Genomic DNA, 17,705 nt, shown 5'->3' with positions numbered 1-17,705 from the left:
CCGGCAGCCGCCACGGACACTCCGTCGTGGATTTTCCGGCCCACGCGACACATGGTCGACCGATTCCGTTGCGTAACCAAAAGGAAACAACGGAATCACTTGTTGATGAACTATCGCTCTGCCAGGATCGGCACTCAATTCGAGCTTGAGCTACGGAGAGAGCACGATGGTCAACAGCTTCCAGGTGCGGGACCGCTTCGCGGCCGGCGCACAGTACATCGGCGGGCAGCTGCGCCCCGGTACGTCAGGGCGGACCCAGGACGTCGTGAACCCCGCCACCGGTGAGGTGGTCCTCAGCTACGACCTCGCCGGCACCGCCGACGTCGACGCCGCCGTCGCGGCGGCCTGCGCGGCCTTCCCCGGCTGGTCGGGCGCCACCCCGGGGGAGCGCTCCGACGCGCTGAACCGCTTCGCGGCCGTGCTCGCCGAGCGCGCCGAGGAGTTCGCGTACGCGGAGTCCCTCCAGTGCGGCAAGCCCATCAAACTGAGCCGCGAGTTCGATGTGCCGGGCACCGTCGACAACGCCGCCTTCTTCGCGGGCGCCGCCCGCCGGCTGCAGGGCCAGTCGGCCGGTGAGTACAGCGGCGACCACACCTCGTACGTCCGCCGTGAGGCCATCGGCGTGGTCGGCTCCATCGCGCCCTGGAACTACCCGCTCCAGATGGCCGCCTGGAAGGTGCTCCCGGCCATCGCCGCGGGCAACACCATCGTGCTGAAGCCCGCCGAGATCACCCCGCTCACCTCGCTGATGTTCGCGCAGGCGGCCACCGAAGCGGGCATCCCCGACGGGGTCGTCAACATCGTCAACGGCCTCGGCGCGGAGGCGGGCGAACACCTCGTCGGCCACCCGGACGTCGTCATGACCTCGTTCACCGGATCGACGCCGGTCGGCAAGCGCGTCGCCGAGATCGCCACCGCGACCGTCAAGCGGATCCACCTCGAACTCGGCGGCAAGGCACCCTTCCTGGTCTTCGACGACGCCGACCTGGAAGCCGCCGTGCACGGCGCGGTCGCCGGTTCGCTCATCAACACCGGCCAGGACTGCACCGCCGCCACCCGGGCCTATGTCCAGCGCCCGCTCTACGACGCCTTCGTGCGGGGCGTCGCCGGGCTGATGGGCACCCTCCGCATCGGCGACCCCTTCGACGAGTCGACCGACATCGGGCCGCTGATCAGCTACGCGCAGCGCGACCGGGTCGCCGCCTTCGTGGACCGCGCCAGGGACACCGCCCGCGTGGTCACCGGCGGGGCAGCCCCCGAGAACGACGGCGCCTACTACCTCCCGACGCTGATCGCCGACGCGGCCCAGGACAGCGAGATCGTCCAGGCCGAGATCTTCGGCCCGGTCCTGGTCGTGCTGCCCTTCGACTCCGACGACGAAGGCATCGCCCTCGCCAACGACACCCCCTACGGGCTGGCCTCGTCGGCCTGGACCCGGGACGTCTTCCGGGCGAACCGGGCGACCCGGGAGATCCAGGCCGGCTGTGTCTGGGTCAACGACCACATTCCGATCATCAGCGAGATGCCGCACGGCGGTTACAAGGCAAGCGGCTTCGGCAAGGACATGTCCGTGTACTCGTTCGAGGAGTACACCCAGGTCAAGCACGTCATGTACGACAACACCGCGGTGGCCCGCAAGGACTGGCACCGCACGATCTTCGGGGACCGATAAAGAAAGGGCACCGAGCCCATGGAGCACTTCGAGCCCGACCGTCTCTCCCCGGCCCAGCTGGCCGCCGCGCACCGCAGTCTGGCCCATGGCAGGGGAGCCCTCACCCGGCGGTCGCTGCTGCGCGCCACCGGCGCCGGCGCTCTCACGCTCGGCGGCCTCGCCGCCCTCACCGGCTGCGGCATCCCCGCGGCCGAACGCGACGGCGGGGCCCCGGCCTCCACCGACCACTCGGCCGCGGAGAAGGTGATCGACTTCTCCAACTGGACCGAGTACGTGGACGTCAGCGACGACGGGAAGCACCGGCCCACCCTGGAGGCGTTCACCGAGCGCACCGGGATCAAGGTCAAGTACACCGAGGACATCAACGACAACGTCGAGTTCTTCGGCAAGATCAAGCCGCAGCTCGCGGCCGGCCAGGACACCGGACGTGACCTCATCATCCTGACCGACTGGCTGGCCGCCCGGCTGATCCGGTTCGGCTGGGTGGAGCGGCTCGACGCGTCGCTGCTCCCGCACGCGTACGCCAACCTCTCCGATCAGTTCCGCACCCCCGACTGGGACCCGGGCCGCGCCTACTCGTACCCCTGGGCCGGTGTCCCCACCGTCATCGCCTACAACACGAAGGCGACCGGCGGCCGGAAGGTCGACTCCGTCACCCAGCTTCTCGACGACCCCAGGCTCAAGGGGCGGGTGGGGTTCCTGTCGGAGATGCGGGACTCCGTCGGGATGACGCTGCTCGACATGGGCAAGGACCCCGCGAAGGTCAACCGGGCCGACTTCGACGCCGCGATCGGCCGCCTCCAGAAGGGCGTCGACAGCAAGCAGATACGCCGCTTCACCGGCAACGACTACATCAGCGACCTGGACAAGGGCGACATCGCCGCCTGTGTCGCCTGGGGCGGTGACATCACCCAGCTCCAGAACGACAACCCGCACGTCAAGTACGCCATCCCGGCCGCCGGTTACATGACCTCCAGCGACAACATGATGATCCCGGCCAAGGCCCGCCACCCCTCCAACGCCGAGCGGCTGATGGACTACTACTACGAGCCCGCCGTCGCCGCGAAGCTCACCGCGTACACCAACTACCTCTCCCCGGTGGACGGCATCCGCGCCGAGCTCGCGAAGATCGACCCCAAGCTGGCGGCCAACCAGCTGATCCTCCCCGACAAGGCGATGGCCGCGAGGTCGCACTCGTTCCGCTCGCTCTCCAGCAAGGAGGAGACGGCGTACGAGGCGGCGTTCGCCCGGCTCATCGGAGCGTGACCCCACCGCGCGCCCAGCCCCCTTCCCGCTTCCTGCCCTCCCTGCTCCCCACCCTCCCCTCTGCCCTCAGCTCTCCCTCTGTTTCCACGACTTCCCACGAACCCCCGGGACCGTACCCATGACACAGACGAATGAAGGCGGCGACGTCCGTCTCGCCGGGATCAGCAAGACCTACGGGTCCTTCACCGCGGTGCACCCGCTGGACCTCACCGTCCCGCAGGGCTCCTTCTTCGCGCTCCTCGGCGCCTCAGGCTGCGGAAAGACCACCACCCTGCGGATGATCGCCGGCCTGGAGGACCCGACGACCGGCACCGTCCGGCTCGGCGACCGTGACGTCACCGACCTGCCCCCGTACAAGCGCCCCGTCAACACGGTCTTCCAGTCGTACGCGCTCTTCCCGCACCTCGACGTGACCGAGAACATCGCCTTCGGGCTGCGCAGGCGCGGCATCAAATCCGTCAAGAAGCAGGTCGGCGACATGCTCGACCTCGTCCAGCTCGGCGACTTCGCGCACCGCAAACCGCACCAGCTCTCCGGCGGCCAGCAGCAGCGCGTCGCCGTCGCCAGGGCGCTCATCAACCACCCGCAGGTCCTGCTGCTCGACGAGCCGCTCGGCGCCCTCGACCTCAAGCTGCGCCGCCAGATGCAGCTGGAGCTCAAGCGCATCCAGACCGAGGTCGGCATCACCTTCGTCCATGTCACCCACGACCAGGAGGAGGCCATGACCATGGCCGACACGGTCGCGGTGATGAACGGCGGCCGGGTCGAGCAACTGGGCGCCCCCGCCGAGCTGTACGAGAACCCGGACACCACCTTCGTCGCGAACTTCCTCGGCACGTCGAACCTCATCGAGGCCGAGGTCGTCGAGGCGGGAGCCGACATCACCGTCCTGGCGTCGGGCGCCAAGCTCCGGCTGCCCGCCGACCGGTGTACGGCCGCCACCAGCACCGGTGGCAAGCTGCTCGTCGGGGTACGGCCCGAGAAGATCGCCCTGGTGCACGCCGACGACGCGGCGGAGATAGCCGAGGGACGCAACCGCATCACCGGGCGCATAGCCGACTCCAGCTTCATCGGGGTCTCCACGCAGTACGTCATCGACAGCCCGGTCTGCCCCGGCCTGGAGGTCTACGTACAGAACGTCGAGCGCGACTCCCGGCTGTCCCCGGGCGCCGATGTGGTCCTGCACTGGAACCCCGGGCACTCGTTCGGCCTCGACGCCGGCCAGGCGGTCGACGCGGGCAAGGCCGACGCGAGCGCCGAGGAGGCCGCGTGAGCGTCACCGAGGCCCCGCCCGCCGAGGCACCCGCAGCGGAGGCCGGGGTGCTGCGCAAGTCCCCGGTCCGCAAACGGCTCGTACCGTACTGGCTGCTGCTGCCCGGCATCATCTGGCTGCTGGTCTTCTTCGCCCTGCCGATGATCTACCAGGCGTCGACGTCCGTGCAGACCGGTTCGCTGGAGGACGGCTTCCAGGTCACCTGGCACTTCCAGACGTACTGGGACGCGCTGCACGAGTACTACCCGCAGTTCATCCGCTCCCTGCTGTACGCGGGCACGGCGACGGTCCTGTGTCTGCTGCTCGGCTACCCGCTCTCGTACCTCATCGCCTTCAAGGCGGGCCGCTGGCGCAATCTGGTGCTGATCCTGGTCATCGCGCCCTTCTTCACCAGCTTCCTGATCCGCACCCTCGCCTGGAAGACGATCCTCGCCGACGGCGGCCCGGTCGTCGGGGCGCTGAACACCCTGCACATCCTCGATGTGACCAGCTGGCTCGGCTGGACCGACGGCAGCCGGGTGCTCGCCACCCCGATGGCGGTGGTCTGCGGACTCACCTACAACTTCCTGCCGTTCATGATCCTGCCGCTCTACACCTCGCTGGAGCGGATCGACGGACGGCTGCACGAAGCGGCGGGCGACCTCTACGCCACCCCCGCCACCACCTTCCGCAAGGTGACCTTCCCGCTCTCCATGCCGGGTGTCGTCTCCGGCACGCTGCTCACCTTCATCCCGGCGGCCGGTGACTACGTCAACTCCGAACTGCTCGGCTCCACCGACACCAAGATGGTCGGCAGCGTCATCCAGTCGCAGTTCCTGCGGGTGCTCGACTATCCGACGGCGGCCGCGCTCTCCTTCATCCTCATGGCGATCGTGCTGATCATGGTCACCGTCTACATCCGCCGAGCCGGCACGGAGGACCTGGTCTGATGCTGAGGAATTCCACGCGCCGGCTCCGCCGCCACCTCGTGACCATCGCGGGCCTGCTCACACTCGCCTATCTGATCCTGCCCAACGTCGTCGTGATGGTCTTCTCCTTCAACAAGCCCAACGGACGCTTCAACATCAGCTGGCAGCGGTTCTCGCTGGACGCCTGGAAGGACCCCTGCGGGGTCGCCGACATGTGCGGCTCGCTGAACCTCTCCCTGGAGATCGCCGTCTGGGCGACCATCGGCTCCACGGTGCTCGGCACGATGATCGCCTTCGCGCTGGTCCGCTACCGGTTCAGGGCGCGCGGCGCGATCAACTCGCTGATCTTCCTGCCGATGGCGATGCCCGAGGTCGTGATGGCCGCCTCGCTGCTCACCCTGTTCCTCAACATGGGCGCCCAGCTGGGCTTCTGGACGATCCTCATCGCGCACATCATGTTCTGCCTGAGCTTCGTGGTCACCGCGGTGAAGGCCCGCGTGATGTCCATGGACCCCCGGCTCGAAGAAGCCGCGCGCGATCTCTACGCGAGCCCGGTGCAGACCTTCCTGCGGGTCACGCTGCCGATCGCGTCGCCCGGGATCGCGGCGGGCGCGCTGCTCGCCTTCGCGCTCTCCTTCGACGACTTCATCATCACCAACTTCAACGCGGGGTCCACCGTGACCTTCCCCATGTACGTCTGGGGATCGGCGCAGCGCGGTACCCCTGTACAGATCAACGTCATCGGCACGGCGATGTTCGTCATCGCGGTGCTGGTGGTACTCGGCGGCCAGCTCGTCGCCAACCGCCGGAAGAACAGCACACCGCACTGAGCAGCAGACCGCACTGAGCAGCACAGCACAGCGCACCGAGCAGTCCCCGAAGGAGTGGAACCCATGGCCCCAGCTGCCATGACCCGTGCCCTTGCCGCATCGCTCGCCGACGCCGAACCGGTGTCGTTCTGGCTGGAGGACCCCGGCAAGCCCGCCGTCCTGCCCGCCCTCACCGGGGACGTCAGCTGTGATCTGCTGGTCGTCGGCGGCGGCTACAGCGGACTGTGGACCGCGCTGCTCGCCAAGGAGCGCGACCCGGGCCTCGACGTCGTCCTCATCGAGGGCCACGAGGTGGGCTGGGCCGCTTCGGGCCGCAACGGCGGCTTCTGCGCGGCCTCGCTGACCCACGGCCTCGCCAACGGGCTCGAACGCTGGCCGGGCGAGATCAAGCAGCTGGAGCGGCTGGGAGCCCGCAACCTCGACGCCATCGAGGACACCGTCGCCCGCTACGGGATCGACTGCGACTTCGAGCGCACCGGCGAGATCGATGTCGCCACCCGCCCGCACCAGGCCGAAGAGCTGCGCGACTGGCACCGGGAGACCACCGAACTCGGCTTCGAAGGGCTGGAGTTCCTCGACCAGGACGCCCTGCGGGCCGAGGTGGACTCACCGACCTTCCTCGCCGGACTCTGGGACCGGCGCGGTGTCGCGATGCTGCACCCGGCCAAGCTGGCCTGGGGGCTCAAGCGGGCCTGTCTGGACCTCGGTGTGCGGATGTACGAGCGCACCCGCGGCCTCGGCCTGGCGCGCTCAGGCGCGGGAATGGCGGTCCGCACCCCGTACGGCCGGGTCTTCGCCCGGCAGGTGGCCCTGGGCACCAACATCTTCCCCTCGCTGGTGAAGCGGGTGCGCCCGTACACCGTCCCGGTCTACGACTACGCGCTGATGACCGAGCCGCTCTCCGGCGAGCAGCTGGCGTCGATCGGCTGGCGGGGCCGTCAGGGTCTCGGCGACAGCGCCAACCAGTTCCACTACTTCCGGCTGACCGCCGACCACCGCATCCTGTGGGGCGGCTACGACGCGATCTATCCGTACGGCGGCAGGCTGAGCGCCGAACTCGACCAGCGGCCTGCCACCTATCTGACCCTCGCCGAGCACTTCTTCACCTGCTTCCCGCAGCTGGCAGGGGTCCGCTTCAGCCACGCCTGGGGCGGTGCGATCGACACCTGCTCGCGGTTCTCGGCGTTCTTCGGTACGGCGCACGGCGGCCGGGTCGCCTACGCGGCGGGCTTCACCGGACTCGGTGTCGGGGCCACCCGCTTCGGCGGCGATGTGATGCTCGACCTCCTCTCGGGCGCCGAGACGGAGCGCACCCGCCTGGAGATGGTGCGGAGCAAGCCGCTGCCGTTCCCGCCCGAGCCGTTCGCCTGGGCGGGCATCGGGCTGACCAAGTGGTCGCTGGCGAGGGCCGACGAGAACGGCGGCCGGCGCAACCTCTGGCTGAAGTCGATGGACCGGCTGGGCCTCGGCTTCGACTCCTGAGCCGGGGGAGCCGTACGCGTCGATCCGGGCTGTGACCCAGTTCACTGTCATTGGGTGCCCGAACCCGCGTCATGAAGTGCTCCGCCCCCGCTCTCTCCCGTGCACGCAGGAACCGCGCGTACACGAATGGAGGCCGGGGCGATGGCTGACTCAGGGGCAAGGACCGCAGTGGAGTGGCTGGCTTCGGTGGCACCGGATCCCGGCGCGTGCCGGCGGGCCTGGGAGCGCGACCCGCACGGGGTGGCGCTCCTGCCCGCCGGGGTGCGCTGGGATGTGCTGATGGTGCCGGCGGAGCTTGGCTACCCGACCCTGGACGTGCTGTCCCGGCTCATCGACCGGCCGGGGCCGGTGCTGGCGGACTTCGGTGAGGCCAGGATGGGCTTCTTCGTACCGCCGGGGACGGCCGCGCGCTGGATCGGCACGGGCGTACGGGGCGCGGGCCGCGGCACCTGGATCGTGGTGCCGCGGCCGGGCCGGGCGGTCGGCGGGGTGCGCTGGCTCGTCCCGCCGGATGCCGAGGGGACCCTCACGGACCCGGCGCTGCTGGAGCTGGCGATGCACGAGGCCGCCGCGCTCCGGGCGGGCGACATTGGTGACGGACTGGTCTGAACCACCGCCGGGGATGTGTGAAGCCTTGACAGCCCAATTGGTCTGGACCATGTTGGGCGCGCTTCACTCCCGCGATCCCCCCATGTCCGGAGGCAGTTGTGAAACGCCCAAGACTCCTGGCCCTGCTCGCCACGACCGCACTCGCCGCGAGCGCGCTCTTCGCCACCGCCCAGACGGCCACCGCCCAGTCAGCCACTGGCCGGTCCGCCGGCGCTCAGGCCGCCACCGCCCAGTCAGTCACTGCCGGGACCGGCGCCGCCGCCCAGGCCGCCCCTTCCGCTGCGGGCGCGGCCCTCCCCGCGCACGCCCTGGTCGGCTATCTGCACTCCAGCTTCGCGAACGGCTCCGGCTACACGAAGCTGGCCGATGTCCCCGACTCCTGGGACGTGATCGACCTGGCCTTCGGCGAGCCGACCTCCCCCACGTCCGGCGACATCCGCTTCAACCTCTGCCCCGCCAGTGAGTGTCCCGGTGTCGAATCGGCCGACGCGTTCAAGGCCGAGATCAAGGCCAAGCAGGCGGCGGGCAAGAAGGTGCTGATCTCCATCGGCGGCCAGAACGGCCAGGTGCAGCTCACCACCACGGCCGCCCGCGACACCTTCGTCGCCTCCGTCTCGAAGATCATCGACGAGTACGGACTCGACGGCCTGGACATCGACTTCGAGGGCCACTCACTCTCCCTGGACACCGGCGACACGGACTTCCAGCACCCCACCACGCCGGTCGTCGTCAATCTGATCTCCGCGCTGAAGACCCTCAAGGCCAAGTACGGGGACGCGTTCGTCCTGACGATGGCGCCCGAGACCTTCTTCGTGCAGCTCGGGTACCAGTTCTACGGATCGGGCCCGTTCGGCGGCCAGGACCCGCGCGCGGGCGCCTATCTGCCGGTGATCAACGCCCTGCGCGACGACCTCACGCTGCTGCACGTCCAGGACTACAACTCGGGCCCGATCATGGGCCTCGACAACCAGTACCACACCATGGGCGGCGCCGACTTCCACATCGCCATGACCGACATGCTGCTCACCGGCTTCCCGGTCGCGGGCGACACCACGAAGATGTTCGCCCCGCTCCGCCCCGACCAGGTGGCCATCGGCCTGCCGGCCTCGGTGAACGCGGGCAACGGCTTCACCTCGACCGCCGATGTGGACGCGGCGCTCAACTGCCTGACCAGAAAGACCGACTGCGGCTCCTACGCCACCCACGGCACCTGGCCCGGCCTGCGCGGGCTGATGGCCTGGTCGGTCAACTGGGACCTGTTCAGCAACCAGGAGTTCGCGAAGAACTTCGACGCATACAGCTGGCAGTGACCAGCAGCAGCGCCGTGCACAACAGCCAGCTGGCCAGCACGTCGAGAGGCCAGTGGTAGCCGTGCAGGAGAAGACCGGTGCCCGTCGCCACCGTCAGGATTACGGCGACGGGCACCGGCCAGTTCCGCCGGACGTACGGCATCAGGAGCAGCGCGGCCCCGCCGTACGCCACCATCGCGGTGGCCGAGTGCCCCGAGGGGAAGTATCCGGTGGACGGGTCGAGCGGCCCCGGCCGCGCCGTCCAGAGCTTCAGCGGCACCACCAGGGCCGGCACAGCGGCCATCGCCAGGGCGGCGGCCAGGGCGTCCCGCCGGCTGCCGCGCCACAGGGCGTACGCCATCGCCACCAGCAGGACCGTCAGGGCGACCTCGGTGTTGCCCAGGTCGGAGAGGGCGCCGCTCAGCCGTCCAGGGCCGGTGCCCACGATGTGGCGGTCAACGCGCACATCGAGCCGCAGCAGCGGCCCGTGGACCATGACCTGCCAGGTGATCAGCGCGAAGAGAAGAACACAGCCGAGGGCGGATGGCAGCACGCGCCGCAGCCGGGGGAGAGAAGCCGGCCGCCCGGGAACAGGGGGGGTAGTTCCGGGGCGGCCGCCTGGACCGGGCTGCCGCGCGCCCCGGGGGGTGTGGGGCGGGCGGCCATCCGATCGGTGAGGAGATCCGGAGCCCGAAGGTCCGGTGGTGTGCGCGAAGGCACGACCAGGCGCGAGCTGGGGAGGCCCTTGCCTGGGGTCGCTCACAGTCATCCGTGAGCGGGGTGTTTCTCTCATCTGTCAGAACCGTACGGCAGCGGAAAGGGGGCCGACAGCGGGAATCGCATCCCGCCATCGGCCCCCCACACGTTCTTCACATGCCCCGACCGTTACTGGAGGTCACACGCCCGCGAAAGCCTGCTCCAGCAGGTCCAGGCCCTCGTTCAGCAGGTCCTCACCGATGACCAGCGGGGGCAGGAAGCGCAGCACATTGCCGTAGGTGCCACAGGTCAGGACCAGCAGCCCCACCGAGTGGCACGCCTTGGCCAGCGCCGCGGTCGCCTCCGGGTTGGGGTCCTTGCCGCCCGGCTTGACCAGCTCGACCGCGATCATCGCGCCCCGGCCCCGGACGTCGCCGACGATGTCGTACTTCTCCTGGATGGCCGTCAGCCGCGCCTTCATGATCTCTTCGATGCGCCGGGCCTTCGCGTTGAGGTCCAGCTCCTTCATCGTCTCGATCGAGCCGAGTGCGCCGGCGCAGGCCACCGGGTTGCCGCCGTACGTACCGCCGAGGCCGCCGGAGTGCGCGGCGTCCATGATCTCGGCGCGGCCGGTCACCGCGGAGAGCGGCAGCCCGCCCGCGATGCCCTTGGCGGTGGTGATCAGGTCGGGGACGATGCCCTCGTTCTCGCACGCGAACCACTGGCCGGTGCGGCAGAAACCGGACTGGATCTCGTCGGCCACGAAGACGATGCCGTTGTCCTTCGCGAACTGCGCGACGGCGGGCAGGAAGCCCTTGGCGGGCTCGATGAAGCCGCCCTCGCCGAGGACCGGCTCGATGATGATCGCGGCGACGTTGTCCGCGCCGATCTGCTTGTTGATCATGTCGATGGCCTGGGCGGACGCCTCGGCGCCGGCGTTCTCCGGGCCGCTCGGCCAGCGGTAGCCGTACGCCACGGGCACCCGGTAGACCTCGGGCGCGAACGGGCCGAAGCCGTTCTTGTACGGCATGTTCTTCGACGTCAGCGCCATCGTGAGGTTGGTGCGGCCGTGGTAGCCGTGGTCGAAGACCACGACGGCCTGGCGCTTGGTGTAGGCGCGGGCGATCTTCACGGCGTTCTCGACGGCCTCGGCGCCGGAGTTGAAGAGCGCGGACTTCTTGGCGTGGTCGCCCGGGGTCAGCTCGGCGAGCGCCTCACAGACCTCGACGTACCCCTCGTACGGGGTCACCATGAAACAGCTGTGGGTGAACTCGGCGAGCTGCGCGGACGCCCGGCGTACGACGGCCTCGGCGGAGGCGCCCACGGAGGTCACGGCGATGCCGGAACCGAAGTCGATGAGCCGGTTGCCGTCGACGTCCTCGATGATGCCGCCGCCCGCACGGGTCGTGAAGACCGGCAGCACGGAGCCGACACCGGCGGCGACCGTCGCATTGCGACGGGCCTGCAGCTCCTGCGACTTCGGGCCGGGAATGGCGGTGACGACGCGGCGCTCCTGCGGAACAGCGGTCATGGGGGACTCCTGTGGGACGAAATCGGACGCTTCCTCTCACAGCAGGCTAGGGGCGCGTCCGGAACGTGGGCATGCTCCGTTCGGTAGTGGTCCGGTTGTGTCGTTGTCCGCGACGGACATAGGAGGGTGATGACACCCGGTAGCGGGCACGTGGCACTAGATTGAGCGCGAGATCGAGGCGCGGCACCGAGGCAGATCGCACAGGGCGGACCTGGCTGGTCAGGGGGCAGGGGTCATGAACACCGAAGGCACGCACGACGCACGCGGCACCCGGGGGGCCGGTCCCGTGCCGCACCCCGCAGGACCCCCGGCCGTCCCGCCCCCGCCCGGCTACGCGCCCACGACAGGGCCGGTGCTCACCGACTGGCTTGCAGCCCCGCGCCACCGGGCCGGGCCCGGTGTCTGGGCGTACGGCCATGTGGAGCGCCCCCCGGAGTCCGAGCACGTGCCCGGCCGCACCGTGCTCAGCGGGGCGGTCATCTCACTGCTGGCCTGCGTCCTGGTCTGGTCGCTCTGGAACAACGGCTACATCCCCTACTGGCGCGTCCCGTTGGAGCTCTTCACGCCGGGGGACTGGTGGAGCCGCCAGCGGATGGGCGAACCGGCGCCGCAGGGCGCACAGCGAGCGCTCGAGATCTACCGGTTCCTGATCGCGTGCGCGCTTCTCTACGGCTTCGGCCGGCTCGGGAACTGGCGCGGGGCTTTCGAGCGCGGCGTCGAGGGACGATCGCCGCATGTCCGTGCGACGGCCGCTGCGGTCCTGGCTTTCCTTGTCTGGATGCTCGTGTGGACGGACACCCTGCCGGGGCTCAACGTGATCTTCTGGCTGATCCCGCAGTCCTGGCGGTCCGGCGCCGGCGCCGATATCGCGCGCCTCACGCCGCTCGCATTGATCACCATCGCGGTCGTCTGGCCGTTCGCCCGGCTGGGCCGCTGGCGCACCCTGCTGCGCCCGGGGCAACTGCCGCAGCAGCGCGCCCCGCAGGAGCAGCCGCACGCGTCCGCCCAGGCCAGGGCGGCGGTCCGGGACCCCTCGGTCCCCGACCCGGCCGACTGGCCCGAGCTGCGCGCCCAGGGCCTGACCGCACTCGCCGACCGGCTCTCCGACGAGGTGCGCTCCGGGCGGATGAACGACGTGGACTACACCCGGGTCCGGCGCGCCTGGCGCTCCGTCCAGGCGGACCCGGCCCGGCTCGACTCCTTCACCGACGCGGTGCGCCGGTCCGGCGCCGCCGCGTGCGTGCACCCCTCGGGCGCCCGCGATCTGCCGGTGCGCGCGGCCCGGCACGACCTGTTCGTACGCCAGGTCAGGCTCGGCACGGTCGACCCCGGCGAGCGCAACCCGTACGCCAGGCGCGGCAGCGGCCTCGCGCTCGAACCCGAACTGCTCGGCACCTCGCTGCTGGCCGTCGGACCGCCCGGCGCGGGCAAGACCCGCGACCTGGTGCGGCCGGTGGCCGAGTCCCTCGCCCTCCAGGCGCTCGCCGGCCAGGCCGCCGTCATCGTGGTCGCGGCGGCCGGCACCCAGCTCGGCCCCGACGAGGCATACGACGTCGTGGTCAAGCCCGGCGACCGCTCATCGGTCCACGACTTCGACCTCTACGGCGGCACCACCGACCCCGACGAGGCCGCCGCCGTGCTCGCCGAGGCGTTCACCGGTGACCTCCCCGAGGTCGACAGCAGGCGCGCCGCCACCGCGCTCGCCCAGCTGCTCGGCCCCTACCTCGCGGCGCACGGCCGCTTTCCCTCGGTCCCCGACCTGCGGGAACTCCTCGACGGTGTGCCGGCCGCGCTGGCCACCCTGCGCGAGGCGCTGGACGCGGCAGGACAGTTCGGCCTGCAGCGCGAACTCGACGCGCGCGCCCGGCAGTCCGGGGCGCCGGGTGATCCGGGACCCGCGCTCGCCGACCGTGTCGCCGCCCTCGACCGCCCCGCCTTCGCCGGGTTCTTCGACACATCGGGCACCTCCAGGCCCTTCTCGCTGCGCTCCCTCGAACACCCCGTACGCGTCAGGATCGACCTGCCGGAACGGGCGCACGCGGAGGCGTCCCGGGTGCTCGCCCGGCTCGTCCTCGCGCAGTTCACCGCGAGCGCGGCGGCCCGCGCCGACCGTTCGCTCTTCGCCTGCCTGGTCATCGACGACGCCACCCGCACCATCACGGCGGACTCGGTCCGCTCCATCCAGCGGCTGCGCTCCGCGCACGCCGGAGCGGTCCTCACCCTGCGCAGCCTGAGCGATGTGCCGGACGACCTGCACACCGCGCTGCTCGGCGCGGTCGGCTGCCGGATGGCGTTCTCCGGCGTCACCACCTGGGAGGGCAGGTCCTTCGCCGAGGCGTGGGGCACCGAATGGGTGGAGACCAGGGACGTCACCCAGCGCACCGTCTTCGCCGACCAGCCGCTGACCCGGGCGATCCACTCCTTCCGCAAACTCGTCACGGGCAAGGCGGTGACGACGGACGCCGTCACCGTGCGCAGGGTCGAGCGGGAGCGCTGGTCGGCCTCCGACCTGGCCCATTCGGTGCCGGCGGGCCACGCGGTGCTCTCGCTGACGACGGTGCGCGGCGAGCACGCGCCGCCCCTTCTGGTGGATCTGCGCGGCTGATCCGGCGCGGGGACCCGTACGCCCTGGCAGAATCGGAGAAGCCGTTCATACGGGGCGGCGCAGTTCTCACCCATTCTTCAGCCGAAGGTCCTACGGTCCCTCCATGCCGCCCACCCTTGCCTCGCTGGTCCACCACTCCACGCTCAAGCTGACCGTGCGTGCGGGGGAGGGCCGGCTCGAGACGCCGGTGCGCTGGGCCCACGTCAGCGAGCTGGCCGACCCCGTCCCGTACATGGAGGGCGGCGAGCTCCTCCTCATCACCGCGATGACCCTGGACACCGATGACCAGGAGGCGATGCGCCGGTACGTACGGCGGCTCGCCAAGGCCGGAGTCGTCGGGCTCGGCTTCGCCGTCGGCGTCCACTACGACGACATCCCGCCCGCGCTGGTCGCCGCGGCCGACGAGGAGGGCCTGCCGCTCCTCGAGGTCCCCCGGCGTACGCCGTTCCTGGCCATCAGCAAGGCGGTGTCGGCCGCCATCGCCGCCGACCAGTACCGCTCGGTCACCGCGGGGTTCGAGGCCCAGCGCGAGCTGACCCGGGCCGCGCTGAGCGGCGACGGCCCCGGCGACCTGCTGGCGCGGCTCGCGTCCCATGTCGACGGCTGGGCCGCGTTGTACGACGCGGCGGGCACCGTCGTGGCCGCCGCCCCCGAGTGGGCCGCGCGCCGCGCCGCCCGGCTCACCGCGGACGTCGCCCGACTCGGTGAGCGCCCGGCGCCCGCGAGCGCCGTCGTCGGCGGCTCCGACGACCGGGTGGAGCTCCAGTCGCTCGGCACCGGACGCCGCCCGCACGGCGCGCTGGCCGTCGGTACGGCCGCCCCGCTGGGCACCGCCGAGCGGTACGCGGTGCACTCGGCCGTCGCCCTGCTCACCCTGACCACCGAACGCTCCCGGTCCCTGCGGGCGGCCGAGGACCGGCTGGGGGCGGCGGTGCTGCGGATGCTGCTCGCGGGGGAACCCGACCACGCCCGCACCGTCGCCGGGGACCTCTACAACGGGCTGCTCGACGCCCCGTACCGCCTGCTCATCGCCGAGGGCGCACCCGTCGCGCTCCAGGAGCTGGCCGAAACGCTGGAGGCCGGGGCATCGCGCGCCGGGGAGATGGCGCTGGTGGTCCCCGAGGGCGAGCGTCTCGTCGTCCTCGCGACCGACGGCGGAGCCGCGGTCACGGCCTGCACCGCCTACGCCCAGCGGATCGAGGCCAGGCAGGCCCCCGGGGACACGGTGGGGCAGGTGGGGTCAGCGGGATCGGTGGGATCCGTGGGCTCGGTGAAGTCGGTCGTTTCCGCGGGTTCCGCGGGGGAGGACGTCCAGGTCGTCATCGGCCAGTCCGCACCGGCCGGCACCATCGCCGCCGCCTCCGCCTACCGCCAGGCCGAACAGGCCCTCTCGGTCGCCCGCAGACGAGGCCGGGTCCTGGTCGAACACGAGGAACTGGCCACCGGATCCGTGGTGCCGCTGCTCGCCGACGACGCGGTACGGGCCTTCGCCGACGGCATGCTGCGTCCGCTGCACGAGCACGACGCGACCGGCCGCGGCGATCTGGTGGCGTCCCTGCGCGCCTGGCTCGCGCACCACGGCCAGTGGGACGCGGCCGCCGCCGACCTGGGCGTGCACCGGCACACCCTGCGGTACCGGATGCGGCGGGTGGAGGAGATCCTGGGGCGGTCCCTGGACGATCCGGACGTACGGATGGAGCTCTGGCTGGCGCTGAAGGCCACCAGCATGCCGTGAGGCGGCACGGCGCACGGAGCCACGCCGCGAGAGTGGACCGCCGCCCGCCGCCCGCCGCCCGCCGCCCGGAGCCCGGAGCCATGCCGCAGGGCGGACCTGGCCCGGCCGAGGGACGGGCGCCGAACCGCCGCGGAGGGCCGCCTCCGTGTCCCACGACATTCCGGCACCCCGGGACCCCGCACCACTCCATGCTGGACAAACACAGCGCCGCCCCCGCACCCCTACCGTGGGAACACCAACCACCACCACGGAAGGGCCGGAACACATGACCTCCACCCACGCCTTCTGGCTCGCCGGCCGCCAGGCCACCGGCGATGACACCTTCGATGTCACCTCCCCCTGGGACGGCCGGCACGTCGGTACGGTCGCCGTCCCGACCGACGCCCAGGTCGAGGAGGCCGTCGCCGCCGCGCACGCCGTCCGGGACGAGTTCGCCGCGACGCCCGCCCACGTCCGGGCCGCCGCCCTGGACCACGTCTCCCGGCGCCTGGTCGAGCGCACGGAGGAGATCGCCCAGCTGATCACCGCCGAGAACGGCAAGCCCATCAAGTGGGCCCGCGGCGAAGTCGGCCGCGCCGTATCGGTGTTCCGGTTCGCCGCCGAGGAGGCCCGCCGCTACAACGGCGGCGAGGCGCAGCGCCTCGACACCGACGCGGGCGGCGCCGGCCGCCTCGCGCTGACCCGCCGCTTCCCGCGCGGCGCGGTCCTGGGTGTCGCGCCGTTCAACTTCCCGCTGAACCTCTGCGCCCACAAGATCGCCCCCGCCATCGCGGTGGGCGCGCCGATCATCCTCAAGCCCGCCCCGGCGACCCCGCTCTCGGGTCTCGTCCTCGGCGAGCTGCTCGCCGAGACCGAGCTGCCCGCCGGCTCCTGGTCGGTCCTGCCGGTCGCCAACGACAAGATGCCCGCACTCGTCCAGGACGAGCGGCTGCCGGTCATCTCCTTCACCGGCTCCGACAAGGTCGGCTTCGCGATCATGGACTCGGTGCCGCGCAAGCACATCACCCTGGAGCTCGGCGGGAACGGCGCTGCCGTCGTCCTCGCCGACTACGCGTCCGAGAAGGACCTCGACTGGGCCGCCTCGCGCATCGCGACCTTCTCGAACTACCAGGCAGGCCAGTCCTGCATCTCGGTCCAGCGGGTGATCGCCGACGCCTCGGTGTACGACCGGCTGGTCCCGAAGATCGTCGACGCCGTGGGCCGGCAGACCACCGGCGACCCCGCCGACGCGGCCACCGACGTCGGTCCGCTGGTCAGCGAGGACGCGGCCAGGCGGGTCGAGTCCTGGGTCGACGAGGCGGTGCAGTCGGGCGCCAAGCTGCTCGCGGGCGGCTCCCGGGACGGCGCCAGCTATGCGCCGACCGTGCTCGCCGACGTCCCCGCGGACACCACCGTGGCCTGCGAGGAGATCTTCGGCCCGGTCCTCACCCTCACCAGGGTCGACGGCGAGGCGGAGGCGTTCGCCGCCGTCAACGACTCCAAGTACGGCCTGCAGGCGGGCGTGTTCACCCACGACGTGCAGACGGCGTTCCGCGCCCACAGCGCCCTGGAGGTCGGCGGTGTGATCGTCGGCGACGTCCCCTCGTACCGCGCGGACCAGATGCCGTACGGAGGCGCCAAGCAGTCCGGCGTCGGCCGCGAGGGCGTGCGCTTCGCGATGGAGGACTACACCTACGAGCGGGTCATGGTCTTCACCGGCCTCGCCCTCTGAACCACGGACGACGGCCGGCGGGGCCCGCTCCGGCCTGACCCGATCGGACGCACCCCTCCCCGCCCCGGCCACCCCTCACCCGCGTGAGGGGTGGCCGC

General features: G+C 71.3%; 12 protein-coding genes and 1 pseudogene. 11 read left to right on the top strand and 2 right to left on the bottom strand.

Annotated elements, in window-relative coordinates:
* Positions 1–166 precede the first annotated feature (166 nt).
* From OG510_RS09445 to OG510_RS09410, 8 genes and pseudogenes are all read left to right on the top strand, one after another.
* Positions 167–1,672 (top strand): gamma-aminobutyraldehyde dehydrogenase, encoded by a 1,506-nt coding sequence (locus tag OG510_RS09445; protein WP_406142342.1) that lies wholly within the window; start codon positions 167–169, stop codon positions 1,670–1,672.
* Positions 1,673–1,690: 18 nt separating this feature from the next.
* Positions 1,691–2,938 carry a spermidine/putrescine ABC transporter substrate-binding protein gene (locus OG510_RS09440; protein WP_406136340.1) on the top strand — a complete coding sequence of 416 codons (1,248 nt, stop codon included), beginning with the start codon at positions 1,691–1,693 and terminating at the stop codon, positions 2,936–2,938.
* 118 nt (positions 2,939–3,056) lie between these two features.
* Positions 3,057–4,211, top strand: coding sequence for an ABC transporter ATP-binding protein (locus OG510_RS09435; protein WP_406136339.1), 1,155 nt, complete (start codon positions 3,057–3,059; stop codon positions 4,209–4,211).
* On the top strand, positions 4,208–5,140 hold the full coding sequence (locus tag OG510_RS09430; protein WP_406136338.1) for an ABC transporter permease: 933 nt from the start codon (positions 4,208–4,210) through the stop codon (positions 5,138–5,140). The genes OG510_RS09435 and OG510_RS09430 overlap by 4 nt, the downstream gene beginning before the upstream one ends.
* Entirely contained in the window at positions 5,140–5,949 is an 810-nt protein-coding gene (locus tag OG510_RS09425; protein ID WP_406136337.1) for an ABC transporter permease, read from the top strand. The genes OG510_RS09430 and OG510_RS09425 overlap by 1 nt, the downstream gene beginning before the upstream one ends.
* A gap of 63 nt (positions 5,950–6,012) precedes the next feature.
* On the top strand, positions 6,013–7,431 hold the full coding sequence (locus OG510_RS09420) for an NAD(P)/FAD-dependent oxidoreductase (RefSeq protein ID WP_406136336.1): 1,419 nt from the start codon (positions 6,013–6,015) through the stop codon (positions 7,429–7,431).
* A 141-nt stretch (positions 7,432–7,572) separates the two neighbouring features.
* Positions 7,573–8,040, top strand: coding sequence for a hypothetical protein (locus OG510_RS09415; protein WP_406136335.1), 468 nt, complete (start codon positions 7,573–7,575; stop codon positions 8,038–8,040).
* A 290-nt stretch (positions 8,041–8,330) separates the two neighbouring features.
* Positions 8,331–9,350 (top strand): annotated as a pseudogene (locus OG510_RS09410) (chitinase); the annotation flags it as partial.
* Here the strand turns inward: OG510_RS09410 and OG510_RS09405 are convergent.
* Both OG510_RS09405 and gabT read right to left on the bottom strand, forming a co-directional pair.
* Positions 9,301–9,882, bottom strand: coding sequence for a phosphatase PAP2 family protein (locus tag OG510_RS09405; protein WP_406136334.1), 582 nt, complete (start codon positions 9,880–9,882; stop codon positions 9,301–9,303). The pseudogene OG510_RS09410 and the gene OG510_RS09405 sit on opposite strands and share 50 nt — an antisense overlap.
* 342 nt (positions 9,883–10,224) lie before the next feature.
* On the bottom strand, positions 10,225–11,556 hold the full coding sequence (gene gabT, locus OG510_RS09400; protein WP_406136332.1) for a 4-aminobutyrate--2-oxoglutarate transaminase: 1,332 nt from the start codon (positions 11,554–11,556) through the stop codon (positions 10,225–10,227).
* A gap of 235 nt (positions 11,557–11,791) precedes the next feature.
* Here gabT and OG510_RS09395 point away from each other — a divergent pair, with 235 nt between their 5' ends.
* The 3 genes from OG510_RS09395 to OG510_RS09385 all read left to right on the top strand — a co-directional run bounded on the left by OG510_RS09395 (position 11,792) and on the right by OG510_RS09385 (position 17,607).
* The gene (locus tag OG510_RS09395) at positions 11,792–14,161 is read left to right on the top strand and encodes an ATP/GTP-binding protein (protein WP_406136331.1); all 2,370 of its coding nucleotides are present in this window, start codon (positions 11,792–11,794) and stop codon (positions 14,159–14,161) included.
* A 103-nt stretch (positions 14,162–14,264) separates the two neighbouring features.
* Positions 14,265–15,896 (top strand): PucR family transcriptional regulator, encoded by a 1,632-nt coding sequence (locus tag OG510_RS09390; RefSeq protein WP_406136330.1) that lies wholly within the window; start codon positions 14,265–14,267, stop codon positions 15,894–15,896.
* A 265-nt stretch (positions 15,897–16,161) separates the two neighbouring features.
* Positions 16,162–17,607, top strand: coding sequence for an aldehyde dehydrogenase family protein (locus tag OG510_RS09385; RefSeq protein WP_406136329.1), 1,446 nt, complete (start codon positions 16,162–16,164; stop codon positions 17,605–17,607).
* The last annotated feature ends 98 nt before the right edge of the window (positions 17,608–17,705 follow it).

Source organism: Streptomyces sp. NBC_01089 (assembly GCF_045162975.1).
Lineage (GTDB): Bacteria > Actinomycetota > Actinomycetes > Streptomycetales > Streptomycetaceae > Streptomyces.
Note: the sequence above shows the minus strand (reverse complement) of the source record. Positions and strands in the feature narration are given on the sequence as shown.